The sequence below is a fragment of the Pseudokineococcus sp. 1T1Z-3 genome (assembly GCF_037482365.1).
Classification (GTDB): Bacteria; Actinomycetota; Actinomycetes; order Actinomycetales; family Quadrisphaeraceae; genus Pseudokineococcus.
Window position 1 is genome coordinate 148,333 of record NZ_JBBHZF010000001.1, and the last position, 24,960, is coordinate 173,292.

The 24,960-nt window shown below is 77.4% G+C and carries 28 protein-coding genes; 12 read left to right on the forward strand and 16 right to left on the reverse strand.

Features of this window, described 5'->3' with window-relative positions:
* Positions 1–57 precede the first annotated feature (57 nt).
* The 5 genes from WDV86_RS00600 to WDV86_RS00620 all read left to right on the forward strand — a co-directional run bounded on the left by WDV86_RS00600 (position 58) and on the right by WDV86_RS00620 (position 4,137).
* Positions 58–1,476, forward strand: coding sequence for a S1C family serine protease (locus WDV86_RS00600; protein WP_339565649.1), 1,419 nt, complete (start codon positions 58–60; stop codon positions 1,474–1,476).
* 188 nt (positions 1,477–1,664) lie between these two features.
* Positions 1,665–1,955 carry a WXG100 family type VII secretion target gene (locus WDV86_RS00605; protein ID WP_339565650.1) on the forward strand — a complete coding sequence of 97 codons (291 nt, stop codon included), beginning with the start codon at positions 1,665–1,667 and terminating at the stop codon, positions 1,953–1,955.
* Between the two features lie 139 nt (positions 1,956–2,094).
* On the forward strand, positions 2,095–3,273 hold the full coding sequence (gene moaA / locus WDV86_RS00610) for a GTP 3',8-cyclase MoaA (protein WP_339565651.1): 1,179 nt from the start codon (positions 2,095–2,097) through the stop codon (positions 3,271–3,273).
* A complete protein-coding gene (locus WDV86_RS00615; protein ID WP_339565652.1) occupies positions 3,270–3,641 on the forward strand; it encodes a MoaD/ThiS family protein in 372 nt (123 codons plus the stop codon). The genes moaA and WDV86_RS00615 overlap by 4 nt, the downstream gene beginning before the upstream one ends.
* On the forward strand, positions 3,634–4,137 hold the full coding sequence (locus WDV86_RS00620) for a GNAT family N-acetyltransferase (RefSeq protein WP_339565653.1): 504 nt from the start codon (positions 3,634–3,636) through the stop codon (positions 4,135–4,137). The genes WDV86_RS00615 and WDV86_RS00620 overlap by 8 nt, the downstream gene beginning before the upstream one ends.
* 100 nt (positions 4,138–4,237) lie before the next feature.
* On the opposite strand, the gene WDV86_RS00625 is transcribed toward WDV86_RS00620, so the two are convergent.
* Complete coding sequence (locus WDV86_RS00625; RefSeq protein ID WP_339565654.1) at positions 4,238–4,828, reverse strand: maleylpyruvate isomerase family mycothiol-dependent enzyme; 591 nt, start codon at positions 4,826–4,828, stop codon at positions 4,238–4,240.
* Between the two features lie 38 nt (positions 4,829–4,866).
* On the opposite strand from WDV86_RS00625, the gene WDV86_RS00630 reads away from it, so the two are divergent.
* A complete protein-coding gene (locus WDV86_RS00630; protein WP_339565892.1) occupies positions 4,867–5,754 on the forward strand; it encodes a helix-turn-helix domain-containing protein in 888 nt (295 codons plus the stop codon).
* A 96-nt stretch (positions 5,755–5,850) separates the two neighbouring features.
* On the opposite strand, the gene WDV86_RS00635 is transcribed toward WDV86_RS00630, so the two are convergent.
* From WDV86_RS00635 to WDV86_RS00660, 6 genes are all read right to left on the reverse strand, one after another.
* Entirely contained in the window at positions 5,851–6,342 is a 492-nt protein-coding gene (locus tag WDV86_RS00635) for a molybdenum cofactor biosynthesis protein MoaE (protein WP_339565655.1), read from the reverse strand.
* Positions 6,343–6,373: 31 nt separating this feature from the next.
* Positions 6,374–7,102: a DUF4031 domain-containing protein gene (locus WDV86_RS00640; RefSeq protein ID WP_339565656.1), complete on the reverse strand. Its 729-nt coding sequence runs from the start codon at positions 7,100–7,102 to the stop codon at positions 6,374–6,376.
* A gap of 301 nt (positions 7,103–7,403) precedes the next feature.
* Complete coding sequence (groL, locus tag WDV86_RS00645) at positions 7,404–9,035, reverse strand: chaperonin GroEL (RefSeq protein ID WP_339565893.1); 1,632 nt, start codon at positions 9,033–9,035, stop codon at positions 7,404–7,406.
* 364 nt (positions 9,036–9,399) lie between these two features.
* Entirely contained in the window at positions 9,400–9,603 is a 204-nt protein-coding gene (locus tag WDV86_RS00650) for a cold-shock protein (protein ID WP_339565657.1), read from the reverse strand.
* A gap of 240 nt (positions 9,604–9,843) precedes the next feature.
* Positions 9,844–10,020 (reverse strand): hypothetical protein, encoded by a 177-nt coding sequence (locus tag WDV86_RS00655; RefSeq protein WP_339565658.1) that lies wholly within the window; start codon positions 10,018–10,020, stop codon positions 9,844–9,846.
* Positions 10,017–10,355 carry a DUF3263 domain-containing protein gene (locus WDV86_RS00660; RefSeq protein ID WP_445262888.1) on the reverse strand — a complete coding sequence of 113 codons (339 nt, stop codon included), beginning with the start codon at positions 10,353–10,355 and terminating at the stop codon, positions 10,017–10,019. Before WDV86_RS00660 ends, WDV86_RS00655 begins: the two co-directional genes overlap by 4 nt.
* Before the next feature lie 174 nt (positions 10,356–10,529).
* Between WDV86_RS00660 and WDV86_RS00665 the strand changes: the two genes are divergently transcribed.
* Positions 10,530–11,249: a uracil-DNA glycosylase gene (locus WDV86_RS00665; protein WP_339565660.1), complete on the forward strand. Its 720-nt coding sequence runs from the start codon at positions 10,530–10,532 to the stop codon at positions 11,247–11,249.
* A 30-nt stretch (positions 11,250–11,279) separates the two neighbouring features.
* Here the strand turns inward: WDV86_RS00665 and WDV86_RS00670 are convergent, their stop codons facing one another.
* From WDV86_RS00670 to WDV86_RS00685, 4 genes are all read right to left on the reverse strand, one after another.
* Positions 11,280–12,959, reverse strand: coding sequence for a threonine/serine exporter family protein (locus WDV86_RS00670; protein ID WP_339565661.1), 1,680 nt, complete (start codon positions 12,957–12,959; stop codon positions 11,280–11,282).
* Between the two features lie 34 nt (positions 12,960–12,993).
* Positions 12,994–14,061: a VWA domain-containing protein gene (locus WDV86_RS00675; protein ID WP_339565662.1), complete on the reverse strand. Its 1,068-nt coding sequence runs from the start codon at positions 14,059–14,061 to the stop codon at positions 12,994–12,996.
* Positions 14,058–15,104 carry a DUF58 domain-containing protein gene (locus WDV86_RS00680; protein WP_445262889.1) on the reverse strand — a complete coding sequence of 349 codons (1,047 nt, stop codon included), beginning with the start codon at positions 15,102–15,104 and terminating at the stop codon, positions 14,058–14,060. The genes WDV86_RS00675 and WDV86_RS00680 overlap by 4 nt, the downstream gene beginning before the upstream one ends.
* Positions 15,105–15,190: 86 nt before the next feature.
* Positions 15,191–16,249 carry an AAA family ATPase gene (locus tag WDV86_RS00685; RefSeq protein WP_339565664.1) on the reverse strand — a complete coding sequence of 353 codons (1,059 nt, stop codon included), beginning with the start codon at positions 16,247–16,249 and terminating at the stop codon, positions 15,191–15,193.
* 102 nt (positions 16,250–16,351) lie between these two features.
* Between WDV86_RS00685 and WDV86_RS00690 the strand changes: the two genes are divergently transcribed.
* Both WDV86_RS00690 and WDV86_RS00695 read left to right on the forward strand, forming a co-directional pair.
* Entirely contained in the window at positions 16,352–17,638 is a 1,287-nt protein-coding gene (locus WDV86_RS00690; protein ID WP_339565665.1) for a hypothetical protein, read from the forward strand.
* A gap of 158 nt (positions 17,639–17,796) precedes the next feature.
* Entirely contained in the window at positions 17,797–20,094 is a 2,298-nt protein-coding gene (locus WDV86_RS00695) for an EAL domain-containing protein (protein WP_339565666.1), read from the forward strand.
* 126 nt (positions 20,095–20,220) lie between these two features.
* Here the strand turns inward: WDV86_RS00695 and WDV86_RS00700 are convergent, their stop codons facing one another.
* Positions 20,221–20,541, reverse strand: coding sequence for a hypothetical protein (locus WDV86_RS00700; protein ID WP_339565667.1), 321 nt, complete (start codon positions 20,539–20,541; stop codon positions 20,221–20,223).
* Between the two features lie 111 nt (positions 20,542–20,652).
* Between WDV86_RS00700 and WDV86_RS00705 the strand changes: the two genes are divergently transcribed.
* From WDV86_RS00705 to WDV86_RS00715, 3 genes are all read left to right on the forward strand, one after another.
* Positions 20,653–21,276, forward strand: a complete 624-nt coding sequence (locus tag WDV86_RS00705) for an RsiG family protein (RefSeq protein ID WP_339565668.1) — start codon at positions 20,653–20,655, stop codon at positions 21,274–21,276.
* 216 nt (positions 21,277–21,492) lie between these two features.
* Positions 21,493–21,900 carry a helix-turn-helix domain-containing protein gene (locus WDV86_RS00710; protein WP_445262890.1) on the forward strand — a complete coding sequence of 136 codons (408 nt, stop codon included), beginning with the start codon at positions 21,493–21,495 and terminating at the stop codon, positions 21,898–21,900.
* A gap of 104 nt (positions 21,901–22,004) precedes the next feature.
* Positions 22,005–23,069, forward strand: coding sequence for a hypothetical protein (locus WDV86_RS00715; RefSeq protein WP_339565670.1), 1,065 nt, complete (start codon positions 22,005–22,007; stop codon positions 23,067–23,069).
* A 95-nt stretch (positions 23,070–23,164) separates the two neighbouring features.
* On the opposite strand, the gene WDV86_RS00720 is transcribed toward WDV86_RS00715, so the two are convergent.
* The 4 genes from WDV86_RS00720 to WDV86_RS00735 all read right to left on the reverse strand — a co-directional run bounded on the left by WDV86_RS00720 (position 23,165) and on the right by WDV86_RS00735 (position 24,956).
* The gene (locus WDV86_RS00720; protein ID WP_339565671.1) at positions 23,165–23,941 is read right to left on the reverse strand and encodes a hypothetical protein; all 777 of its coding nucleotides are present in this window, start codon (positions 23,939–23,941) and stop codon (positions 23,165–23,167) included.
* Entirely contained in the window at positions 23,941–24,450 is a 510-nt protein-coding gene (locus WDV86_RS00725; RefSeq protein WP_339565672.1) for an FABP family protein, read from the reverse strand. The genes WDV86_RS00720 and WDV86_RS00725 overlap by 1 nt, the downstream gene beginning before the upstream one ends.
* Positions 24,451–24,527: 77 nt before the next feature.
* A complete protein-coding gene (locus WDV86_RS00730; RefSeq protein WP_339565673.1) occupies positions 24,528–24,656 on the reverse strand; it encodes a hypothetical protein in 129 nt (42 codons plus the stop codon).
* A 9-nt stretch (positions 24,657–24,665) separates the two neighbouring features.
* Positions 24,666–24,956: a hypothetical protein gene (locus WDV86_RS00735; RefSeq protein WP_339565674.1), complete on the reverse strand. Its 291-nt coding sequence runs from the start codon at positions 24,954–24,956 to the stop codon at positions 24,666–24,668.
* Between the last annotated feature and the right edge of the window lie 4 nt (positions 24,957–24,960).

The following is a 24,960-nucleotide window of genomic DNA, read 5'->3' on the forward strand; positions in this document are numbered from 1 at the left end:
CCTGGTGGTGAAGAGCCCGGGAGCACCTCCCGGGCGACGCACCAGGGGAGGACACCCGTGACCCAGCAGACGACCGAGCCGACCGCCGCAGCCACCGCGCAGGGCGACGGCCAGCAGCCGTGGTCGCGGCCCGAGCCCACGGACGGCCGGTACCGGGGCGTCCCGGCCGGCGGCACCGGGCAGCAGCGCACCGGGGGCGCCCCGTGGCCGGCCGACCCCTGGGGCGCGCCCGCCGGCAGCCAGGCCGCAGGCCCCGCCTGGTACGGCGCCTCGACGCCGCCTCCAGGCTCGGGCGGACAGGGACCCGCCGACCCCGCGCCACAGCCGGCGCGTCCGCCCCGCAGGAACCGGGGGACCCTCGTCGCGGTCGCCCTCGTCGCCGCGCTCGTCGGCGGCGGCACCGCGCTGGGCGTCGGCGCGCTGACGCAGCAGACCCCGGCCACCACCACGGCGACGGCCCCCTCGAGCAGCGCGGCGGGAGGCGCGGCGCCCGCACCGGTCGGCGCCGTCGACTGGCCGGCCGTCGCCGGGCAGGTGGCGCCGAGCGTCGTCGCCATCCAGGTGGCCAGCCAGTCCGGCTCGGGCGAGGGCTCCGGCGTCGTCCTGGACGCCGAGGGCCACGTCCTCACGAACTACCACGTCGCGGCGGGGGCGGGCGCGGACGCCCAGATGCGCGTCGTGCTGGCCGACGGGCGGGTCTTCGACGTGGAGGTGGTCGGCGAGGACGCCGCGACCGACCTCGCGGTGCTGCAGGTCGTCGACCCGCCGGCGGACCTGGTGCCCGCCACGTTCGGGGAGTCCTCGGCGGTCGAGGTCGGCCAGCCCGTCATGGCCGTCGGGAACCCGCTCGGTCTCTCCGACACCGTGACGACCGGCATCGTCTCGGCGCTCGACCGGCCCGTGACGACGACGCAGGTCACCGCGCCCGAGTCCTCCACCCAGCTGGGCTTCGCCCCGCAGCAGCAGGCCGCCGAGCAGGTCGTCACCAATGCCATCCAGACCGACGCCGCCGTCAACCCGGGCAACTCCGGCGGCCCGCTCGTCGACGCGAACGGCGCCGTCATCGGCATCAACTCCTCGATCGCCAGCACCGGCGAGCAGGCAGGCTCCATCGGCCTCGGCTTCGCCATCCCCTCGGACGAGGCGAGCCGCATCGCCTCAGAGCTGATCGCCACGGGGGCGGCGCAGCACGCCTGGCTCGGCGTGAGCCTCACCGACACCACGGCGACCGCCGACGGGACGACGCGCCTGGCGGCCGGCGTCGCCGACGTCGTCGCGAGCACCCCGGCGGAGGAGGCGGGGCTGGAGGCCGAGGACGCCGTCGTCGCCGTCGACGGGCAGCCGGTCGACGGCGCCGAGTCGCTGACGGCGCAGGTGCGCGAGCGCGCGCCGGGCACGGAGGTCGAGCTGACCGTCGTGCGCGGCGGGCAGGAGGTCTCGGTGCCGGTGACCCTGGGGACGCGGCAGGAGGGCTGAGCCGCGCCGTCCCGCCTGAGCTCGCGAGCGCCAGCGTCCGCCGCCGCGACGTGGCCGGCGTCCACAGGCACCGGTGACGCCCCTGCGGGCAGGGTGCCTGTGGACGACGCCGGCCGGCGTCGTCACCCGCCCCTAGCGTCCTCGACGTGCGGGACCGACGGGGTCCCGCCGCACCGGAGGAGACGTCCATGAGCAGGTTCGAGGTCGACAGCGCGCAGGTCCAGCAGGCGAGCGGGGCGGTGCGGGCCAGCTCGGCGGCGCTGTCCGCCGAGGTCGACCGCATGATGCGCTCGCTGCTGGACCTGCAGAACAGCTGGAAGGGCCAGGCGTCCAGCCAGTTCCAGGCGGTCGTCGCCGACTGGCGCGGCACCCAGGAGCGGGTGCGGGAGTCGCTCGACCAGGTCAACACCGCGCTGGCCGCGGCCGGGGACTCCTACGCGGAGGTGGAGGAGCGCAACGCGCGGATGTTCGCGCTCTGATCCTCACCCTTCGAGACGTGCCGCGGCGGGGACCGGCGGCCGGCGGGCTCGGCGCGCGCCGTCTGGCCGACGGTGGTGCGGCGGCGCCGGCGGCGGGCGGCGGGCGGCGCTCCCGAGGAGCGCACGTACTCTGGTCGGGATGAGCGCACTGCAGGCAGCGACGGCCCCGCGGGGCGCCGTCGCGCTGGGGATGCCGCCGGTGCGCCGGCCGCCGCGGGACGCCACGGACGCCGCCGCCGTCGCCGCCGCGACGGCGGGCCGCCCGGGGGTGCCGGGGCTGCTGGACCCCTCCGGCCGGACGGCGACGGACCTGCGCGTCTCGCTGACCGACCGCTGCACGCTGCGCTGCGGCTACTGCATGCCGCCCGAGGGCCTGGACTGGATGCCCGAGGGGGAGATGCTGACCGACGACGAGGTCGTGCGCCTGGTCACCCTCGCCGTCGAGCGGCTGGGGGTGCGCGAGGTGCGCTACACCGGCGGCGAGCCCCTGCTGCGGCGGGGATTGGAACGCGTCGTCGCCGCGACGACCGCGCTGCGGACGGCCGACGGCGCCCCCGTCGAGGCCTCGATGACGACCAATGCCCTGGGGCTGGACAAGCGCGCCGCCGGCCTGGCGGCCGCGGGTCTGCGACGCATCAACGTCTCGCTCGACACGCTGGACCCTCGGCGCTTCGCCACCATCACCCACCGGGACCGGCACGTCGACGTCCTGCGCGGGGTCGAGGCGGCCGCGGCCGCCGGCATCGGGCCGGTCAAGGTCAACGCCGTGCTGCTGCCCGGGGTCAACGACGACGAGGCGCCTGCCCTCCTGGCGTGGGCGCTCGAGCGCGGGTACGAGCTGCGGGTCATCGAGCAGATGCCCATCGACGCCCAGGGTGCCTGGGCGCGCGAGGGGCTCGTGACCGCCGACGACGTCCTGGCCAGCCTGCGGGGCCGCTTCGACCTCGAGCCCGACGACCCGGCCGCCCGTGGGGGCGCGCCGGCGCAGACCTACCGCGTCCGCGCAACCGGCGCGGACCCGACCTCCGCGCCGCTCGGGCGCGTGGGCGTCATCGCCTCGGTCACCCGCCCGTTCTGCGAGGCGTGCGACCGCACCCGGCTCACCGCCGACGGCCAGGTGCGCAGCTGCCTGTTCTCGACGTCGGAGACCGACCTGCGGGGCCTGCTGCGCGGGGGTGCGAGCGACGACGAGGTCGCCGACGTCTGGCGCGCCGCCATGTGGGGCAAGGCCCCGGCGCACGGCATCGGCGAGGCCGAGCCGCTGACGACGAGCGGCTTCGCCACGCCGTCGCGGTCGATGAGCGCGATCGGCGGATGAGCGTGGGCGCGAGCGCGGCGGCCTCGGCCGGCGGCGGGACGGCACGGACGACGGGGAGGCCGGCTGGCGCGCCGTCCTCAGGTGGCGTCAGCGTGCGGGTGCGCCTGTTCGCCGGTGCTGCCGCGGCAGCCGGCACGGAGGAGGACACCCTCGAGGTGACCCCGGCTCGCGCGGGCGACGTCCCGGTGGTCGCCGACCTGCGACGCGCGCTCGCCGTCCGTCATCCCGGTCTGGGGCCGGTGCTGGAGGTCGCCACCGTGCTCGTCGGCGAGGTCGCGGCCGGCCCGGACGACCCGGTGCTCCCGTCCGGCTCGACCGACGGGCCGGCGCCGGTCGTCGACGTCCTCCCGCCCTTCGCCGGTGGCTGAGCCAGCGAGGACGCCCGAGCCGGTCGCCCTCGCGCGGGTGCTCGTCGTCGGCGCCGACGACGCCCGCCACCGCGCCCTCGTGCGCTCGGCCGAGGAAGAGCTGCTCGTCCGCTACGGCGGCCCGGGCGACACGCTCGAGACGGTCTCCGGCGCCCCGCTCCCCGAGGACGCGCTGCGGCTGCTCGCCGTCGCCGACGAGACCGCGGTGGGCTGCGTCGCCGTGACGGACCGGCCCGAGGCGGGCCCGGCCGTCGGTGAGGTCAAGCGGCTGTGGGTCCACCCGTCGGCCCGTCGGCGCGGCCTCGCGCTGGCGCTGCTGACGGCGGCCGAGGACGCCGCCCGCAGCCGCGGCCACGAGGAGCTGCATCTCGTCACGGGCACGCTGCAGCCGGAGGCCCTCGCCCTGTACGAGCGCGAGGGGTGGCGCCCGATCCCGGCGTACGCCTGGGCCGACGACCCGATGACCCGCTGCTTCGCCAAGCCTCTGCGCCCCTGACCACGTCTTGGCACCGCGAGCCGTCCCGCAACGAGCGCAGAGGCGCCTCGTCGCCGCGGCACGGTCGCCAGGTCGGGAGGAGTGCTCGAGCAGCCGGGACTCAGGCGCGGCGTCCCAACCGGCCCAGGACCTTCTGCTCGCGTGTCGCGGTCTCGCCGACGTCGAGGGCCGGCGCGCAGATGCCTTCCATGTGCAGCGCCTCGCCGAAGCCGTCCGCCCCCGTCTCGACCTGCGCCAGCTCGACGGCCGTGAGCCCGGCGTCGAGGCCCGCGGCGCGGGCGACGTCCCAGCGGTGGACGACCATGTCCCAGACGTAGAACCGCACGAGCGTCTCCCCCACCGTCGTCGGCCCGAAGAAGCCGTCGAAGGTCGTCGCGGGCAGCTCGGGGTCGCCCAGCGCCGCGAGCACGCGGTCGGCGTGCACGGACCACGCGCCCGCCGGGTCGACGTCGAGGTCGGGCGCCTCCCCGAGGTCCGCCCCGTGGCCGGTGAGCAGGTCGCGCTGGGTCGTCACCAGGTGGGCGACGACGTCGGCCGCCGTCCACCCCTCACAGGGCGAGGGAGCGCGCCACCCGTCGTCGGGGACGGCGGCGAGCACCGCCCGCAGCGGTCCGTCCGCCGCCGCGTAGGAGGTCTTCGTCGCGTCGCCGGGGTGGGTCACGTCACCAGGGCCAGAGCTGCTCGTCGTCATGCCCCGGACGCTAGGGAGTGCGGCACGCTCGGGTCTTGATGGAACCCGACAGCGCGCGGCACGCCGAGGCAGCCCCGCCGCCGGCGGCCGAGCCCGTGGCGCCCGACGCCCTCGACCTCGTGGAGCGCGCGCACCTGCGCCGTCCCGACGACACCTCCCACACGCTGGCGCGCTACCCGCCACCGCCCGGGCTGGCGCACCTCGTCCAGCGGTCCTGGTTCCCCGTGTGGTCCGTGCCGCCGGGTGAGGAGTCCGTGCAGGAGGTGCTGCAGCACCCGGTCTGCCTGCTCGTCGTCACACCGACCTACGACCGCTTCTACCGCGTCACCTCGGGGCTCTCGCGCACGGTGCTCACGGGCGACGGCTGGGCGGCCGGCGTCATGCTCACCCCGGCAGCGGGCTACCTGTTGGCGCGCCGTCCGCTCACCGAGCTGGCCGACCGGCACGTCCCGCTGGTCGACGTGCTGCCGCGCACCGCCGCTCGGCTCGTCCAGGCCGTCCGCTCGGCGATGGCCGACGACCCGGCCGCGCCCTCGTCGCACGCCGCGGCGGCGAGGGCGTACGCCGAGGCGCTCGCCGACGTCGGACCGGTCGACGCCGAGGGCGAGGTCGTCGAGCGGGTGGTCGCCGTCGCCGCGGGACGCCGCGACCTCACCCGCGTCGACGACCTGTGCGCCGCGGTCGACCTGCCCGAGCGGGCGTTGCAGCGCCTCACCCGTCGCCGGGTCGGGCTGAGCCCGAAGTGGCTCGTGCAGCGACGCCGCCTGCACGAGGCCGCCGAGCTCGTCCGCGCGGGGACGACGCCGCACGCCGAGATCGCGGCGATGCTCGGCTACGCCGACCAGGCGCACTTCGTCCGCGACTTCTCCCACGTCACCGGGCGCACCCCCGGGGCGCTCGCTGCGCAGCACCGGGCGTCGCCGTGACGTGGGGAGGGCCGGCCGACCCGACGAGGTCGCCGGTCCTGGAGACGATGGCGACCGGGAGGCGCAGGGCGGCTCGGCACCGAGAGGCGCCGCGCCTCAGGGCATCCCGACCCACTCGTCGCCGCCGCCCTCGAAACGCTGGTGCTTCCAGACGGGCAGGCGCGCCTTGACCTCCTCCACCACCGCCTCGCACGCCGCGAAGGCCTCGCGGCGGTGGGCGGCAGAGACGGCGACGGCGAAGGCGACGTCGCCGACGGCCAGCCCGCCCGTGCGGTGGCTGACGGCGAGGGCGTCGACGGGGTGCGCGTCGAGGACCTCGCGGGCGACCTGCTCGACGACCGCCGCGGCCGTGGGGTGGGCGGAGTACTCCAGGCGGCTGACGCGCGCCCCGTGGTCGTGGTCGCGGACGACCCCGCCGAAGGTGACGACGGCGCCGGCGGCCGGGTCCGCCACCGCGGCAGCGTGCTCGCTGACGTCGAGGACGTCCTCGGTGACGACCGCGCGGACCAGCCGGCGCGCAGGCGGGGCCACGCGGCTCGTGTCACGCGGGGCACCTGGCTCGGCCGTGGAGGTGACGTCGCTGCTCACCGCGCCACGGTAGGCGAGGCGGGCGGGGGGCTCACGGCCGGACGGTCGCCGCCTCCAGGCAGGCCTCGACGAGCGGCCACCAGGTCGGTGCGCCGCAGGCACGTGCGGCTGACGTCGCCGGCAGCAGGACCAGCTCCTCCCCCGCGGCGGCGACGGCGTCGGCCGGGGCCAGCGCGACGAGCGCCAGGTGCCGCCACCGGCTGGCGGGAGGACGGCCACCGCCGCCGTCGGCGCACGGGCGCAGCCGGGAGAAGCCGAGGGGCCGCCCCATCCCGAGCGGCGCGTGCGGCAGCGAGCAGAGCCCTGCGGGCGCAGGGCCCCGCGTCCCGGCGCCCGCAGCACCGGAACGGCGCAGCAGCAGCCGCCCCTCGCCGTCCAGCGCGAGGACGCGGGTCCCGCGCGTCGTGCCCGGCGGAGGCGGGGACGAGCAGACGACGAGGTCGACGTGCGCCTGGGTGCCATCGGGCCTCAGCTCGAGCCGGCTCGCGACGACCTGCTGGCCGCGCTGCTTGGGCACTCGCAGCCCGCTGGCCACGAGCCGGCGCAGCAGCTCGCCGGCAGGGACGAGGCACGCCCCGGCGGCCAGGAGGTCCGCGAGCCGGTCACCGGGGACGTCGTAGTGGTCGCCCTCGAACCCGCGCCGAGGGATCCCGACGCCCGCGGCGAAGGCGTGCAGCTCCTCCAGGGAGGTGTCGCTCACGAGGTGGGACCACTGCCGGCCGTGCGCGGGCCACCGCGGCGGGTCCACGAGCACGGCCACGGCCACGACCCTACGTCGCCCTCGCGCCACGACATCGCCGGAGAAGGGCTACGAAGTCCGCCCCCAGGGCCCCCTCATGCGGAGAAAGGCTACGAAGTCCACCCCCAGGTCCCCCTCAGGCGGAGAAAGGCTACGAAGTCCGCCCCTCGGGGCCCCTCAGGCGGAGAAGGGCTACGAAGTCCGGCGTCACGGCGCCGGGGACGCCGCGAGGGCGGCACCCCGGTGGGGTGCCGCCCTCGTGGACGTGCTGTGCCGGGAGACCCGGCGGTGGTGCCCAGAGCTGACGCTCAGGCCGCGTGGATCAGAAGTCCATGCCGCCCATGCCGCCGTCGGCACCGGCGCCGGCGCCCGCGGGCTGCTTCTCCGGCTTGTCGGCGATGACGGCCTCGGTGGTGAGGAACAGGGCCGCGATGGACGCCGCGTTCTGCAGCGCCGAGCGGGTGACCTTCACCGGGTCGTTGATGCCGGCCGCCAGCATGTCGACGTACTCGCCCGTGGCGGCGTTGAGGCCGTGGCCGACCTCGAGGTTGCGCACCTTCTCCGCCACGACGCCGCCCTCGAGACCGGCGTTGACCGCGATCTGCTTGAGCGGGGCCTCGACGGCGACCTTGACGATGTTCGCGCCGGTGGCCTCGTCGCCCGAGAGCGAGAGGGACGCGAACGCGCCCTTGCCGGCCTGGATGAGAGCCACGCCACCACCGGCGACGATGCCCTCCTCGACGGCCGCCTTGGCGTTGCGGACGGCGTCCTCGATGCGGTGCTTGCGCTCCTTGAGCTCGACCTCGGTGGCCGCGCCCGCCTTGATGACGGCGACGCCGCCGGCGAGCTTCGCGAGGCGCTCCTGGAGCTTCTCGCGGTCGTAGTCGGAGTCGCTGCGCTCGATCTCGGCGCGGATCTCGTTGACCCGGCCCTGGATCTGGTCGGTGTCGCCCGCACCCTCGACGATGGTCGTCTCGTCCTTGGTGATGGTGACCTTGCGGGCCTGGCCGAGCAGCTCCAGGCCGGTGTTCTCCAGCTTGAGGCCGACCGTCTCGGAGATGACCTGGCCGCCGGTGAGGATGGCCATGTCCTGCAGCATCGCCTTGCGGCGGTCGCCGAACCCGGGCGCCTTGACGGCGGCCGAGCGGAAGATGCCACGGATCTTGTTGACGACCAGCGTGGCCAGGGCCTCGCCGTCGACGTCCTCGGAGATGATGACGAGCGGCTTGCCCGACTGGGTGACCTTCTCCAGCAGCGGGAGCAGGTCCTTGATCGAGGAGACCTTGCCCTCGTTGAAGAGGATGTAGGCGTCCTCGAGCACGGCCTCCATGCGCTCGGAGTCGGTGACGAAGTAGGGCGAGATGTAGCCCTTGTCGAAGCGCATGCCCTCGGTGAGCTCGAGCTCCAGGCCGAAGGTGTTGCTCTCCTCGACCGTGATCACGCCCTCCTTGCCGACCTTGTCCATCGCCTCGGCGATGAGCTCGCCGATGGCGGGGTCGCCGGCGGAGATGCCCGCGGTCGCCGCGATCTGCTCGCGGGTCTCGACCTCGGTGGCGGAGTCGAGCAGCTGGCTGCTGACGGCCTCGACGGCCTGCTCGATGCCGCGCTTGAGCGCCATCGGGTTGGCCCCGGCGGCGACGTTGCGCAGGCCCTCGCGGACCATGGCCTGGGCCAGGACGGTGGCGGTCGTCGTGCCATCGCCGGCGACGTCGTCCGTCTTCTTGGCGACCTCCTTGACGAGCTCGGCCCCGATCTTCTCGTAGGGCTCCTCGAGCTCGATCTCCTTGGCGATGGAGACGCCGTCGTTCGTGATCGTGGGCGCGCCCCACTTCTTCTCGAGCACGACGTTGCGGCCCCGGGGGCCGAGGGTGACCTTGACGGCGTCGGCGAGCTGGTTCATGCCGCGCTCGAGGCCGCGACGGGCGTCCTCGTCGAACGAGATGATCTTGGCCATGCTGGGGATGTCCTCCCGGTGACGGGTGGGGTCGTCCGCCAGGTGCCCGCGACGGACGAGCAGCGGCGCGGCGGTCACGTCCCGCCTCGCGCGCGGCCCTCACCTGACGACCGAGGTCCGTTGTCACTCTCGTGCGAGAGTGCCAGCCCCCATGATGAGCACTCCCGCCCCTGGAGTGCAAACGGCAGGGCCCTGCGCAGCGACCTGGAGCGGGCGCGAGGACAGGGGGACGCGGGGGCCGGGGACGGGCAGGGCGCCGTCGGCACGGCGAGGCCTCGACGCGACGACGCCGCCGCCCCGGGCGGGGCGACGGCGTCGCGGGCAGCACGCCCCGGCGGGGGCGGCGGTCAGGCGGGGGCGGTGGTCAGGCGGGGCGGACGGACTCGGCCTGCGGGCCCTTCTGGCCCTGGCCGACCTCGAACTGGACCTGCTGGCCCTCCTCGAGGGAGCGGTAGCCCTCCATCTCGATGGCCGACCAGTGGACGAAGACGTCCGGGCCGCCGCCGTCGACGGTGATGAAGCCGTAGCCCTTCTCGGCGTTGAACCACTTCACGGTTCCCTGGACCATGTGTGCTGCTCCTGTGTCGCTGCGTGACGGGTGCGGGGCAGCCGGCGCGGCCCCGGGTCTCACGCCCGCGGTGATGCCGGCGTGCGGCGCTCCGCCCAGCTGAGCGCCCCGTCCCACGGGGGCAGGGGACCGCTGCTCGTCGAAGTGCGCGACCGGCGCCGAGCGTAGCCACACCGCGCCCGGCGTGGGGAGGATCGAGACCGCGCGGCCGGTGCCGTGTGGTCGGGCCGACGGGAGCGGTCAGCCGGTCTGGGCGAACCAGAGGGTGACGACGAGGACAGCCAGCGCGGCGAGGGCCAGGACGACGCCGACCGGGGCGAGCCGCTGGACCGGCGTGGGGGACGCGCGGTGGGCCCCGGCGCGACGCGGCTCGCCGCCTCCGGGGGGCAGCAGGTCCTCGTCCGGGCCGGCGCTCACGGCAGCTGCCGTGCGTCGGCGCCGCCCGACCCCGGACGGTCACCGAGCCGTCGCTGCGTCCGCGAGCGCTGCCGCTGCTCCCGCATCCGCCGCAGGCGCTTGACGAGCATCGGGTCGTGGGCCATCGCGGCCGGGGAGTCCAGCAGGGCGTTGAGCACCTGGTAGTAGCTCGTGGCCGACAGCCCGAAGAGCTCGCGGACCGCCTGCTCCTTCGCGCCGGCGTACCGCCACCACTGGCGCTCGAAGGCGAGCACCTGCTGGTCGCGCTCGGGCAGCGCCGCCGACGTCCCCGGCTCGGCGCCGTGCGCCGTGCGCCCCGGCTCGTCGGCGCTCACGGCGCCGGTGGCTGCGCTGTCCACGCGGTGCTCCCCTCGGGTGTCCTCGCCGTCCTGCCCGGCCGGCCGACCCTGCCCGGCTGACCTCGGGTCCTCCGGAAGCCTACGCCGGGATGACACGCGTGTGGTTCGTCCGCGCGCGGCGCCGGCCCCGCTGGGCCTAGCGTGGAGCGCGTGCCGGGTCCCTCCAGCGACGTCGCCGCCGCCGCAGCGGCTGCCGGCGTCGACCTCGACGTGGTGCACCCCGGCTGGTGGCCGGCCCTGGAGCCCGCGTCGGTGCACCTGCGCCGTGCCCTGGAGGCGACGGCGCGCGACGTCGCCGCCGGCGCCGAGGTCCTGCCCCGCGGCGACCGGGTGCTGCGGGCCCTCGGCCAGGACCCGGCGGGGGTGCGCGTCCTCGTCGTGGGCCAGGACCCCTACCCGCGGCCGGGCCACGCGGTCGGGCTGTCCTTCGCCGTCGAGCCGGACGTGCGCCCGCTGCCGCCGACGCTGCGCAACCTCCTCGCCGAGCGGGACGCCGACACGGGCCTGCCCCCGGCCGCCACCGGGGACCTCTCGCCGTGGGCGGGGCGGGGGGTCCTGCTGCTCAACCGGGTGCTCACCGTGGCCGCCGGCAGCTCGGGGTCCCACCGGCGTCGGGGGTGGGAGGAGGTCACCGAGCAGGTCGTCGGCGCGCTCGCCCGGCGCGGCGGGCCGCTCGTCGCGGTGCTCTGGGGCCAGGACGCGCAGGCGCTGGCGCCCACGCTCGGCGGCGTCGCCGTCGTGGCGAGCGCCCACCCGAGCCCGCTGTCGGCGCGCCGCGGCTTCTTCGGCTCGCGGCCCTTCTCGGCGGTCGACGCGGCGCTGGCCGCCCAGGGCGCGGGCCCCGTCGACTGGTCGCTGCCGCCGGCCTGACCGGGGCAGGGCCGACGGCACCGACCCGGCTCAGGTGCGCAGCGGCGGCTCGCGGCGTCGACGTCGGCGCCGCCCGGCGCCGTCGAGGCCTCGCTCCAGGGGCGCGGCCACCGAGTCGCCGAGGGAGACGCCCGCACCGATCGCCAGGGCGACGACCGCCGCCTCGCCGAGCAGGATGAGCCCGGTGACGACGGTGCCGCCCGTCAGCTCGGCGAGGGCAGTGTAGATGGTCAGCCCGGGCAGCAGCATCACCGTGCCGGGGACGACGACGGCCAGCGGCGTCGCCCGTCGCCGCAGCGCCGCCACCCGGCCGACCCCGCCGATGACGGCGGCCGCCGCGAGCGTGCCCAGCGCCCGGGGGCCGTCGGCGTCGTCGAGGACCTCGAGCGCCAGCTGCCCCGACGCCGCGGCCGCCGCCGTGACGAGGACCAGGCGGGGCGGGGTCCGGTAGGCCACCGCGGCCGCGGCGGCCCCGAGCGCGGTGGCCCCGAGGGCGACCAGGCCGGGGGTGAGCGCACCCCCGACGGCCTCCCCGACCGCCTCGACGTCGACGCCCGGCACCCCGGCGCGGCGGGCGGTCTCCAGGGCCAGGACGACGCCCCCGATGATCGCGGCGGTCGTCATGACGACCGTGACGATCCGGGCCGCCGCCGTCACCGGGAAGCCGCGCAGGGCGTCCTCGACGGCCGCGACGAGCGTGCCGCCGGGCAGGAGCACGACGATGCCGCTGGCGACGACGAGCGCCGACGACGGCACCTCGCCGGCCAGCGAGGGCGGCAGGACGTCGGTGAGCAGCGCCAGGGTCGAGGAGAAGGCCCCCGCGACGAAGGCGCCGGCGCCGACGACGAAGAAGGCGGGCGCACCGGCGCGCGACATGGCCCGTGCCCCGGCGTCGACGGCGACCGCGAGCGCGAAGCCGGTGACCATGGCGACCGGGCCGCCGCCGAAGCGGGCGACCACGGCGACGGCGAGCAGGCCCCACGCCACGCGGATCATCCACCGGCGGTAGGGCCGCGGCATCGTCTCGGCCTCGCGCAGCCGCAGGGCGACGTCCTCGCGCTCCAGCCGGCCCTCGACGAGGTCCACGACGAGGGAGTGGGCCGCCGACAGGCGTGCGTACTCGGTGCTCGTCGAGCGCACCACCTGCAGGCGCGCGACGGGCGCGGCCCCCGGGGGCGCGTAGGCGAGGGTCACGGAGGAGTAGGTGACGTCGATCTCCAGCTCGTCCTCGTCCAGGCCGAGCGCGACGGCGGTGGCGACGACGGCGGACTCGATCTCGGCCGTCCCCGAGCCCGAGCGCAGCAGGAGCACCGCGAGGCGCATGACGTGGTCCAGCGCGCGCGTCGCGTCGCTCGGTGCGGCCATGCGCAGCGGCTGGGAGAAGGGGGTGCCCTTGAGCCGCTCGACGACCGTCAGCGGGCGGGTCTGCTCCTCCGTGCCGACGACGCGGCGCCGCCAGCCGGCCGTGCGTGGCTGCGCCGGGTCTCGGGCGACGTGCCCGGAGCCGTGGCCGGCGCCGTAGGCGGAGGAGGACCCCGACGACGGCTGCCCGGAGCTGTAGGCGGCCGGCCCGGTGGTCGGCCCGGTCGTCGGCCCCGGGGTCGCTCCGGTGGTCGCCCCCGTGGTCGGTCCCGTCGCGGCGCCGCTGGTGAGCCCCGTGGCGCCGGGGAGCGCCTCGCCCTGGGGGCGGGCGTCCTGGTCGGCGCTCACGGCAGGCCCGCGCCGGGCGCGCTCGTCGTCCGGCTCACTGGGAGATCCGCCCGAACCACAGCAGGGAGCCGAGCGTGGAGAGGACGACGAGCAGCAGCGCGGCACCGGTCCACGCGGCGGTCGTCTCCTCCTCCTCCAGCTCGGTGCCGATGGAGGAGCCGATGTCCTCGTAGACCTCGGTGAGCTCGGTGGCGCTCTCGGCCTCGTAGGCGACGCCGCCGGTCGTCTCGGCGATGGCGGCCAGCTCGGCCTCGTTGACGGGCACGGGGGTGAGCACCCCCTCGGAGACGATCGTGCCGCCGGGGGTGCCGAAGGCGATGGTCGAGACCGGCACGCCTGCCTCGGCGGCGGCCTGCGCGGCGTCGGCGTTGGTGCGCCCGACGGTCGTCTCCCCGTCCGAGAGCAGGACGATCGCGGCCGGCACGGGCGCGGCGGGGTCCTCCGGGTCCGGCGGCGCCTGCTCTACGGCGGCCAGCGCCGTGTAGAGACCCTCCCCGATGCCGGTGTAGGAGGTCAGCCGCAGGCCGTCGACGCCCCGCTCGACGAGCGACCGGTCCGTCGTCGGGGGGACGAGGATCTGGCCGGACCCGGCGAAGGCGACGAGGCCGACGTTGAAGCGCGGCGGCAGCTCCTCGACGAAGCGGACGGCGGCCTGCTGGGCCGCGGTCAGCCGGTCGGGCGCGACGTCGGTGGCCCGCATGGAGATGGAGACGTCGACGGCGAGGACGACGGTGGCCCGCTCGCGCGGCACCTCGACCACCCCGAGCGGGCGGGCGAACCCGACGACGGCCGCGGCGACGCCGGCGACGAGCCCGGCGGCCACGACGTGGCGGCGCCAGGCCCGCCGCCGGGGCACGGCGCCGCTGAGCAGCGGCACGGCGGAGAAGCGCAGCGCGTTGGTGCGCCGGCGGCGCTGGACGAGGACGTGCGCCGCCACGAGGGCCGGCACGAGCAGCAGCAGCCAGAGGCGCTCGGGGGCGAGGAAGCCGGTGGGCAGGACCGCGAGGCCCTCGCGGGAGGCCTGGGCGAGAGAAGCCTGGGCGTCGGGGTCGGCCGGCGTGGCGGCGGCGGCGAGCGCCGTGACGGGCAGCAGGAGGCTCACGCGCGGCCCACCATCCGCTCCACGGCCCGCGCGGTGCGGCGCTGGGCGAGGACGAAGCGCGCCGTCGCGGCGACCCAGTCCTCGTCGGTGGCGAGCCGCAGGTGGGCGGCGCCGCAGCGCCGCAGCGCGGCGGCGACGGCCTGGCGGTGCCGATCGCCGGCGGCGGCGAAGGCCTCGCGCACGCCCGCCCGGCCGGTGTCGACCTCGACGACCTCTCCCGACTCCGGGTCGACGAGCTCGACGACGCCGACGTCGGGCAGCTCGTGCTCGCGCCGGTCCACGACCTCGACGGCGACGACCTGGTGGCGCGCGGCGAGCCGGCGCACCGACCGCTCCCACGGGAAGGCGCCGACCGACGCCGCGGGCCCCCCGCCGTCGTGCCCCCCGCCGTCGAGCCCCCCGCCGTCGAGCCCCCCGCCGTCCAGGAAGTCCGAGACGACGACCCGCAGGCCGCGGCGGCGGTGCGCGGCGCCGAGGCGCTCCACGGCCGCGGCGAGGTCCAGCCGCTGCGGCGGGCCGGCGTCGGCGGCGGGCGGGCGACGCCGGCCCCGCCGCGGCCGGTCGGGCACGGCCGAGGGCTCGGCGAGGCTGCGCTCGAGCAGCTCGCGCAGCGCGGCGTGCAGCGCCGTGCGCCCCGTGCGCGAGGGCCGCCGGACCACACCGGTCTCGTCGAGCACCCAGGCGCCGAAGCGGTCGCCCAGCCGCGTCGTGAGGTGCCCGACGACGGCGGCCGCGGTGACGGCGAGGTGCCGCTTGTCGGTGGCCGTGCTGCCGAAGGCCATGGACGGGGAGAGGTCGACGAGCACCCACGTCTCCAGCTCCCGGTCGGCGACGACCTCGCGCACGTGCGGCTCGCCCGTGCGCGCGGTGAGCGGCCAGTCCATCCAGCGCACGTCGTCCTCGCCGGGGCGGTAGCCGCGGCTGTCGGCCGGCTCGCTGCCGGGGCCGGTGCGCAGGCCGAGGTGCTCCCCGCGCAGGAAGCCCTCCAGGCGCCGGACGACCGCCAACTCCAGGCCGCGCAGGGCCCGGGCGCGCCCGAGCACCGCGCTCGCGGCGCCCGCCGCGGCGGCGGGCGCGACCGGGCCGGGGACGGGCCCGGAGACAGGCCCTGGGAGGACGGCGGCCGGCGTCACCGCTCGTCCCCGCCGACGGGCACGGGCGGCGGGACCGCCTGCAGCAGCCGCCGGACGACGCCCTGGGCGAGCACGCCGTCGGCGAGCGCGTCGAGGGAGAGCACGAGGCGGTGGGCGACGACCTCGACCGCGAGCTCACGGACGTCGTCGGGCAGCACGTGGTCGCGCCCGCGCACGAGCGCCAGCGCCCGCGAGGCCGCGAGCAGCCCGAGGGAGGCCCGGGGGCTGGCGCCGGCTTCCAGCAGGGGGGCCACGTCGGGAGCGCCGTAGGCGGCCGGCTGGCGCGTGGCCATGACCAGCCGGACGACGTAGTCGCTGACGAGCGGGTGCACGTACACGGCGTCGGCCGCGTCCTGCAGCGCCAGGACGCGCGCGGGGTCCAGCACGGGGCGCGCCCGGGGCGGGGCCACGCTCATCCGGCGCAGGATCTCCGCCTCGTCGGCCGCGCCCGGCAGCGGGACGTCGACCTGCAGGAGGAAGCGGTCGCGCTGCGCCTCCGGCAGGGGGTAGACGCCCTCGGACTCGACGGGGTTCTGCGTCGCGATGACGGTGAAGGGCGAGGGCACCGCGTGCGTGCGCCCGGCGAGGGAGACCTGCCCCTCCCCCATCAGCTCCAGCATGGCCGACTGCACCTTCGCAGGCGCCCGGTTGATCTCGTCGGCGAGGACCACGTTGGTGAACACCGGGCCCAGCTCGACGCTGAAGGTCTCGCTCGACGGCGACCAGATCCGCGTGCCCACGATGTCGGACGGCACGAGGTCGGGCGTGAACTGGACGCGGGCGAAGCCGCCGCCGAGGACCGTCGCGAACGAGCGCGCCGCGAGGGTCTTGGCCGTCCCGGGCACCCCTTCCAGCAGCACGTGCCCGCGCGCGAGGACGGCGACGGCGAGCCGCTCCACCATCTGCTGCTGGCCGACGACGACCCGGCGGGCCTCGGCGACGGCGCGGGCGGCGTCCTGCGGCCCCACGCCACCGGCTCCGGCCGAGACGTCCGGGCCGACCCCTGGGCCGACTCCTGGGCCGTCGCCGCCGGTGGCGGGCGTCGCTGCAGTCACGGGCTCGCTCGTCGGCACCCCCCTATTGCACCACCGCCGCCCCCGGGCCCTCGGCGACGTCCAGCTCGCTGCGCAGCCACGGCGCTGTGGTGTCATGGCGGCGTGAGCGCGGAGCCGGACGCATCGCCGTCGGGCGGCTCACCGGGCTCCGGCGGGCGCCCCGGTGCCGCCGCGGGCGACGTCCTGCCGCTGCAGCCGGGCGACCCCTCGCGCCTCGGGCCCTTCGCGCTCGTCGGCCGGCTCGGGGACGACGGCGCCTCGGAGGCCGGCGCCGCCCGCGGGCCGCGCATGGCGCCGGCCGCCGACCCCGGCGAGGCCGCTGCCGTGTTCGCCGCCTCCGCCCCGGACGGCTCGCCCGTCCGGGTGGTGCTGCTCGGCCCGGGCCCGTCCGGGGACGCCGCCGCACGGGACCGCTTCGGGGCCGCCGTGCACGAGGCGGGCGGCCGCGGGCGTGTCCTGACCGCCGACCTCGACGGCCCCTGGCCGTGGGCGGCGACCGCGGCCCGGGACGCGAGGACAGCCGCCGGGCTGGCCCGCTCGCCCCTCGTCCCGGCCGGTGACGACGCCCGCGGGCCGGCCTTCTCCCCGCACTGGCGCGCCAGTGCCCGCCCGGTCGCCCCCGTCGGCCCCACCACGGCGGGCGGGCGTCGGTCCGACCGGCGCGACCGGCGCCCGTGGGTCGTGTCGGCGGTGCTCGCGCTGCTCCTGCTGGTCGTGCTCCTCCTCCTGCTCACCGGTGCCTGCCAGCCCGAGCAGCAGGCCCAGCCGGCGCCTGCCCCCACCTCCGAGCCGCAGCCCCAGCCGGCACCCGAGCCGACACCCCAGCCGACGCCCGAGCCGGGGCCTGGTACCGACGACGCACCGGGCGGGTCCGAGCCGGCTCCGGGCGAGGAGGGCTCGTCGCTGCTGCTCGGGCCCGGCGTCGTGGGCCCGGGGTTCGGCGTCGACGACGACGTCGAGGTCCTGACGCTGGAGGACCTGCCCTTCTCCTTCCGGGTGCCGACGGGCTGGACCTGCGAGCGGGCGCCGCTCACCGGCGTCGTCCGCTACGACTGCCTCTCCGCCGACGAGACCTCGGGCGGCTTCGTCCAGCTGCAGGACTGCCCCGCGCCCTGCGGCGAGCAGGCGTGGATCGCGCTGCAGGACCTCCTCGCCCCCGGGGCGACCTGGTTCACCGTCGACGTGACGACGGTCGCCGCGGAGGACGCGGCCCCCGGGCGCGACGCCAGCTACCGGCTGCGGATGAGCCACCTGCTCGTCGCGGGCGAGCGGGAGGCGTCCGCGCTGGAGGAGCTCGACGCCCACCTCTACGCCGAGTTCTGGTCCCCGGCGCAGGACCGCCGCGACGTCCAGCGCATCGTCAACGACCTGCGGGCCAACACGCCCTGAGCGGCCCGCCCCGACCTACCTCGACCGGCCCGACCGGCCCGGCCCCCACGCCCGGGCCCTCGCCCGGGCTCACCCCTTCGGGGGACAGCTCGCCCGCAGCGCCCGGTGCCCGTCGTCGACGCCCTCATGACGGCGGGGCGGCGCCCTACCATGCCCGCATGGGCGGAGGCGGTCGGCGGGTCGCCGGGACCGCCGTCGCCGTCGGGCTGCTGCTGGTGGTCATCCTCCTGCTCGTGCCGAGGGCTGCCGCCGACTGGGTCGTGCTCGCGGCCCTGGCGCCCGGCGGGCCCCTGGTCGCGCTCGCCGTGCGCCGTCACCGGCCCGAGCGCCGGGCCCAGTGGCTGCTCGTCGCCGCAGCCGGCCTCGCGCTCGCCCTGGCCCGGCTCGGCACCCTGCTGGGCTCGGAGGTCCTCGTCACCTCGGCCCTGGTGGCCTTCTACGTCTGCCTGGGCACCTCGGCGCACCTCGCCCTCGGCCCCGGGCGGGGACGGCGCCTCGTCCTCGCCGTCGACATCGCCGCCGTCGCCGTCGTGGGCCTCGCGGCCGGCGTCTGGGTCGCCGGAACCATGGCCGTGCCGCCGCCGTCGTGGGCCGTGGTGCTGACGGCGGGCGACCTCGTCCTGCTCGCCTACCTCGTGGCGCTGCTGCACGCGCGGGCCCGGGTGACGCCCTCGGTGGTCACCCTCATGGCCGCGCTCGCCGCCCTCACCGTCCACCACACCTCCGTGTGGCTGGCGGCGCCGGAGAGCCTGGGCGGCCAGGTGGCGCTCGTCCTGGTCTCGCCGCTGGCCGTCGCCGCGGCCTGGCACCCGACCATGGCCGCCTTCGGTGACGTCGCGAGCCCGCTCGTCGCGCTGCGGCGGCAGGCCCTCGTCGTCCTGCCCGCCGTCCTCGCGCTCCCGAGCGCCGGGGCGCTCGCGGCGTTCGGCGTCCTGCCCTGGCCGCCGCCTGACGCCCTGCCCGTCGTGACGGTCGGCACCCTTCTCGCCGTGGCGCTCATGACGGCCAGCTTCTCGATCTCCGCCGCCGTGGACCGCACCGCGCTGGAGACCGACCCGGTGACGCGCACGGGCAGCCGGCTGGCGCTCGAGCGCGTCCTGTCCGCCCAGATCCACTCGGGCACGGCTCCCGTGCACCTCGTCGTCGTCGAGCTGGACGAGGTCTCGGCCCTGGCCACCCGGCAGGGCCGCCAGGCCGCCGACGACCTGCTGCGCGCCCGGGCCGCGGCGCTGGTGCAGCGGATGCCGGACGCCGCGGTGTGCCGGACCGGGCCGCAGACGCTCGCCGTCGTCGCCCCCGAGGATCCGGAGGTCGGCGAGCAGGAACGCCCCCTGCAGCTCGTGGCGGCGGTGCGCAGCGAGCTGCTGCGGCAGGCCCAGGACTCTCGTGGCGGCGGCGGTCACCTGCTGCCCGCGGCCGTGCTCACCGTCCGGCCCCGCGCCCAGGGGATGGACCGGGCGCTGGCCACGCACGAGATCGTCGAGCTCCTCCTGCGCCTCGCCGAGCTGTCCTTGCTCGAGGCCCGTGACCGGGGCGTCCCGGTGGAGGCCGACGTCACCCGTGAGGGCGAGTACGAGCGCGCCCGGCGCCTGGACAGCGACCTCGCCGCGGCGCTCGCCGACGGCGACCAGATCGCCGTGCACTACCAGCCGCAGGTCGAGCCCCGCTCGGGCGCCGTGCGCTCCGTCGAGGCGCTCGTGCGCTGGGACCACCCCGAGCTCGGGTCCGTGGCACCGGACGACTTCCTCACCGCCGCGTCCCTGCAGCGCCTCTCGCGCGACCTCGACGACGTCGCCCGGCGCCAGGCCCTCGCCGACTTCGCCCGGTGGCGGGCCGCGGGCCTCCACCTGGAGCACGTGGCGGTCAACCTCTCCGCCGCGAGCCTGGAGTCCCCCGACCTCGTCGAGCGTGTCGTCGAGGACCTCGCCGAGAGCGGGCTCGCCCCGACCTGCCTGGTGCTCGAGGTCGTCGAGCAGGAGCCCCTGCGGGACCTGCGCGCCGTCGCCCGACGGCTCTCCCGGCTCGCCGGCCTCGGCGTCGGCGTGGCCGTCGACGACTTCGGCGTCGGCCACGCCGCCCTGCAGTACCTCCTGCACCTGCCCGTGACGGCCGTCAAGCTCGACCGCTCCCTCGTCGCCGAGGTGACGACGCCGGACGGCCGGGCGCTGCTCGGGTCGGCCGTCGCCCTCGCCTCCTCCCTCGGCGCCACCGCCATCGCGGAGGGCGTCGAGTCCGCCGAGCAGATGCGGGCCGTGGGCGAGATCGGCTTCGCCCTCGCCCAGGGCTTCTACTGCGGTCGGCCCCGGCCCGCGGCCGAGACGGCGCTGCTCCTGGCCACCACGCCGCGCGCCCCTGCCGCCGTCACCCCCGCCGCCGTCGCCCCGTCCGCCGTCGCCCCGTCCGCCGTCGCCCCCGTCCTGCCCGCCGGCCCGGGGCTGCCGAGCGGCCGGGCCTGACCCGGGGCGCAGCACCACCCACGGCCGCCGGCCGGCCCAGCCGTCGTCGGCCCAGCCGTCGTCGGCCCAGCCGTCGTCGGCCCAGCAGTCGTCGGCCCAGCAGTCGTCGGCCCAGCAGTCGGCGCCCTACAGGTCGTAGGCCGCCGTGGCCCGCACGGAGTCGAGGCGTGCGGCCTGCGCCGACCACGCGCTGCCCGCCAGCGCCTCGCCCACGGCCGCCTCGACCACCTCCAGAGCACCGCGGTCGGTCTCGGCCTCGACGAGCAGCACGACGTCCGCGCTGCGCCCGCCCTGGTCGACCTGCACCTCGGTGCCCAGCGGGTCGGGGCGCCCGTCCGCCAGGGTCGGCGACGGCACCTCGAGGCTGCCCGCGAGGGCGGCGACCTCCTCGGGCGAGGCCGGCTCGGCGAAGGTGAGGACGGCGTCGACGCGGAAGAGGGTCGCCATGGCGCCAGGATCCCCCGGCCGCCGCGCGCGCGCCCCCGGGGGTGCCCGCGGGACTACCCTTGCGGCAGGCCGGGAGACGGCCGTCGGCACGCGAGGGCAGGCGGGAGCCACGTGAGCACCACGAGCAGCACGGGCGCGCAGGGGACGGTCGCGGGCGAGCCCGCTCCCACCGCCTACCGGGAGGGTGGGTCACGGCGGATCGACACCGTGCTGCACCCGACCTTCACGCAGGGCCTGCCCGACCTGCCCGACGAGGCGCTGCGCGAGCGGCGCGAGCTCGCCGTCGCCGAGGAGGCCGACCTCGCCTACACCCGGAGGCTGGTCGACGGACGGCTGGACCTCCTCCTCGCCGAGCGGGCCCGCCGCGAGCGCTCCGAGCGCGCCACCAGCCTGGGCGAGCGCTCCGACGACGAGATCGTGGCCGGCCTCGTCGAGGCGCTGCTGCGCTCCGAGCCGCAGGACTCCCCGAGCCAGCAGGACGCCGTCGCCCGGGCCGTCGTCGACGCCAAGGAGATGCCGGTCGTCCCGAGCAACGTGGGCAGCTACCACCGCGACGCCGAGCGCGCCTTCGCCGACATCCGCTTCAGCGACCTCGGCTCCCTCGCCGACGAGGAGCTCGACGAGCACGCGGACCTCCTCGCGAGGTTGGAGCAGCGCCTCAGCGCCGACCGCGCCCGCGTCCTGGAGGTCCTCGGCCTGCTGCGTCGGGAGTCGCACGCCCGCGTCGCCGACTGACCCGGCAGGCCGACTGACCCGGCAGGCCGGCGGGCCGACCGCCCTGCTTGCGAACTGCTTGCCACAGCAAGCGGCGAGGGGCACGATGGGCGCGTGAGCAAGCTCCTCGGCGTCGACGTCGGCTCGGTCCGCGAGCGCGTCGCCGCGCGGTCCAGCCGGGGCGAGGGCGCCCGGGCCGGTGAGGCAGCCGATGGTGCCGGCGGGACGGTCGGCGACCTGGGTGCCTTCCTGCGCGAGCAGCGCCAGCTCGCCCAGCTCTCCCTGCGGCAGCTGGCGGCCGCCGCCGGCGTCAGCAACCCCTACCTCAGCCAGGTCGAGCGGGGTCTGCGGCGGCCGAGCGCCGAGGTCCTGCAGCAGATCGCGCGGGGCCTGCGCATCTCGGCCGAGGCGCTGTACGTGCGCGCCGGCATCCTCCAGGAGCACCCGGGTGAGGGCGACGTCCGTGCCGCGCTCCTGGCCGACCCCCACCTCTCCGAGCGGCAGCGCCAGGTCGTCCTGGAGATCTACGCGACCTTCCGGGCCGAGAACGCCCGCGCCGAGGTGCCCCCGGCGTCCGGGGCGGGCACCCCCGGAGCCGAGCGCGACCCACCCGACCTCCGCCGACCGGACCCGACGCCGGCCTGACCTCGGGGCTCGCAGCCCCGCCCTGACCAGTCCCACCTCGACCGTCCTGCCCCGACCAGCCCCTCCCCCCTGACCGGCCCAGCCGCACCTCGGAAGGACCCGCCGTGGCTCTCACCCACGACCTGCGCAAGACCGCCACCGACCTCGGCTACACCCTGGTCGGTGCCGCCGACGCCGCGGCCGAGCAGGCCAAGGACCTGCACGCCAGGGCCCGCACCCGTCGCGAGGAGGTGCTCGGCCGCGACTACCTCGGGGAGGTCCGCGCCGCGGCCAACCGTCTGCAGGCGGCCCCGACGACGGCCGTCGCGAAGGGCCTGGAGGCGGCCAGCCGCACCCAGGGCGTCGTCGACGGCCTCACCGCCCGGGGGCGCCGCGTCGTCGAGCGGTCCTCGGCGGGAGACGTCGCGGCGGGCGTCGCCGAACAGGCGGGGGTCACCCTGGACAAGGGTCGGCGCGCTGCTCGCACGGCCCGGGCCGGCGCCGAGGACACCGCCGGCGCCGCTGCCCGGCAGGCGCGGGCCGCGGCGGCCGAAGCCGTCGCCCCGGAGCCGCCAGAGGCGGAGGCGAGCCGCCGCCCGACGTCCACGGCGGGGGGTGGTACGAGCAGCAGCCCCGGCACGGCCGGGACCTCTGGCGCGAGGGGCGGCGGTGCCCGCGCGACGGGCTCGACCCGGACGACGGCCGGCACCGCCCGGCGGCGGACGGGCACCGGCAGTGACTCCAAGGGCACCAGCAGCGCCACCAAGGGCTCCGGGGGCGCGACCGGGGACACCGGCAGCGCGGCCAAGGGCACCGGCAGCGCGGCCAAGGGCACCAGCGGCACGACGAAGGGCACCAGCGGCACGGCGAAGGGCTCGGGCAGCAGTCGCGGCACCAAGGACGCCAGCACGTCCGGCACCCCCGACAACGACCCCGAGAGCGCCGGGACCGCCGCGGGCTCGACGTCGGGCACGGCCGAGCAGGCCCCTCGTGCCGGCTCGGCCCGGCGCCGGTCGCCGTCGGGGTCGGCCCGGGCGACGACGAGCGTGGCCCGGCGTCGCGCCGAGGCAGCCCGCGCAGCAGCCGCCGAGAGCGCCGAGAGCGCCGGTGAGACCGCGCAGGCGGCGGGCGAGGCGGTCCGCACCCTCGCCGACGAGGCCGGGACCGGCGGGTCGTCCGACCGCTCCTGAGCGGCGCCGGCAGCGCTGGTCCCCCGAGCGGGCGCGTGCCGGCTCGTCAGGTCGCTGACGGCCGGTGCGTGCTGACCGTCGGCCCGCGCCGGCCGTCAGCCCTCGCCGGGCAGCACCCGGTCGAGCAGCCCCTCGGGCAGGACGTCGTCGGGCAGCTGCCCGGCCAGCTCCCGCAGCCGCCGCTCGACCTCGTCCGGCACCAGGTCGCCCTCGGCGCCGCGGAGGTCCTCCAGCGAGGGCACGCGGCCACCGCCGAGGTCGGCGAGCGCGCCGGCGCCGGGCAGCTCGACCTGGCCGAGGAGGTCCTCGGCCTGCTGCACCAGGTCGAGGGAGCGGGCCAGCTCGTCGCGGCCGGCCTCGACCTGGGGCAGCAGGTGCTCGCCGTCGATGCCCTCGATCTGGGCCCTGGCGTCGTCGAAGGCGTCGCGGGCGGCCTCGAGCGACGTGACCGCCGAGCGCAGGGCGCCCAGGTCGAGACCGCCGCCGGAGGTGAGGGCGTCGCGGACGTCGTCGACGTCCTCCACGAGGGCGCCGAGGGCACCGAGGCCCTGCTGGGCGAGGTCGTCGGTCGCCCGGGACGCCGTCGTCAGGGCCGCCAGGTTCTCCCCGCCCCACGGGAAGCGTGCGGCCAGCTGCCACAGCGGGTCCTCGGTGGCCTCGCGCGCCCGCCGGGCGTCCGCACGGACCTCGGCCGCGGCGGCGTCGAGCCGCTCGGGGTCTGCGCGCACGACGGCGTCCGCCACCGCCGGCACGCCGTCCCGCACGTCGCGCAGCGCCGTGTAGGCGACGTACCCGCGGGAGTACACCCACAGCCCCGCCGCCAGCAGGGCGAGGACACCGAGCAGGACCACCCACCCGACGACCCGGCGCATCAGACCTTCTTGAGCCTCGCCGAGGCGACCGAGCGCATGGTCCCCGTGCCGGTGGCGACGTCCAGCGCCCACAGCAGGTCGCCCTCGACCTGGCCGTAGATCCGCTGGGCGCTGGAGTAGCTGCCGGTCGACGTCGACGTGCGGGCCACGAGGTCGGTGGCCAGCTCGATCTTGGTACCCGTGGCGCGGCCGAGGTAGATCTCGACGGCGCCCTCGGGCTGGGCCAGCAGCAGCTCGACCTGGACGCCACCGCTGCCGTCCTCACCCGTCCGCCAGACGCCGAGCTCGGCGCCCATCGGCTCGGTGGGCGACCCGTCCTCGTCGAGCAGCCACGTCTGCGAGCGGTAGGTCAGCCCGCCGTCGCCGTCGTGCTCGAGCACGACCTCCTGGCCGAAACGACGCTCGGGGGCGCCGGGGTGGCCGGCGACGCCGGCGCCCTCCCACCGCCCCTCCATCCAGGCGATCGGGACGAGCGAGGCCGGCAGGTCGGCGCGGATCTCGTAGGGCACGGTCGAGGCCTCCAGCGGTCGGACGGGCCGACCAGGTCAGAGCCGCGGCGACGGGGGCCGCGGCGACGTGGGCCGCCTCAGCGCTGGCCGGTGAAGAGCTTGTACAGGACGTAGACGGAGAACCAGCCGATGACGACCGACGAGAGGACCAGCAGCGAGGTGAAGAACACCTCGAGGGCCACGAGGTTGATGTTCTCGACGTCCATGGGCGAAGGCTACCTGCGCGTCAGCGGCACGCCACGTCGGCGTCCTCCGCGGTCGTGGGACCGGCGGTCGACGACGGCGGCGGCGACCGCCACGGCCAGCAGCGGAGGCACGAGGAGGTCGGCGACGGTCAACCCGTTGGTGCGCGTGACGACGAGGAGGACGGCGCCCTCGACCGGGCCGTTGACGAGCCACCAGGCCACCCCGGCGGCCGCCACCACGAGCACGGCCAGCGCCCCGGGGCGCAGCAGGGACAGGACGGTCGCCGCCACCAGCGCCGAGAGCACCACGGCGATGACCACGGGG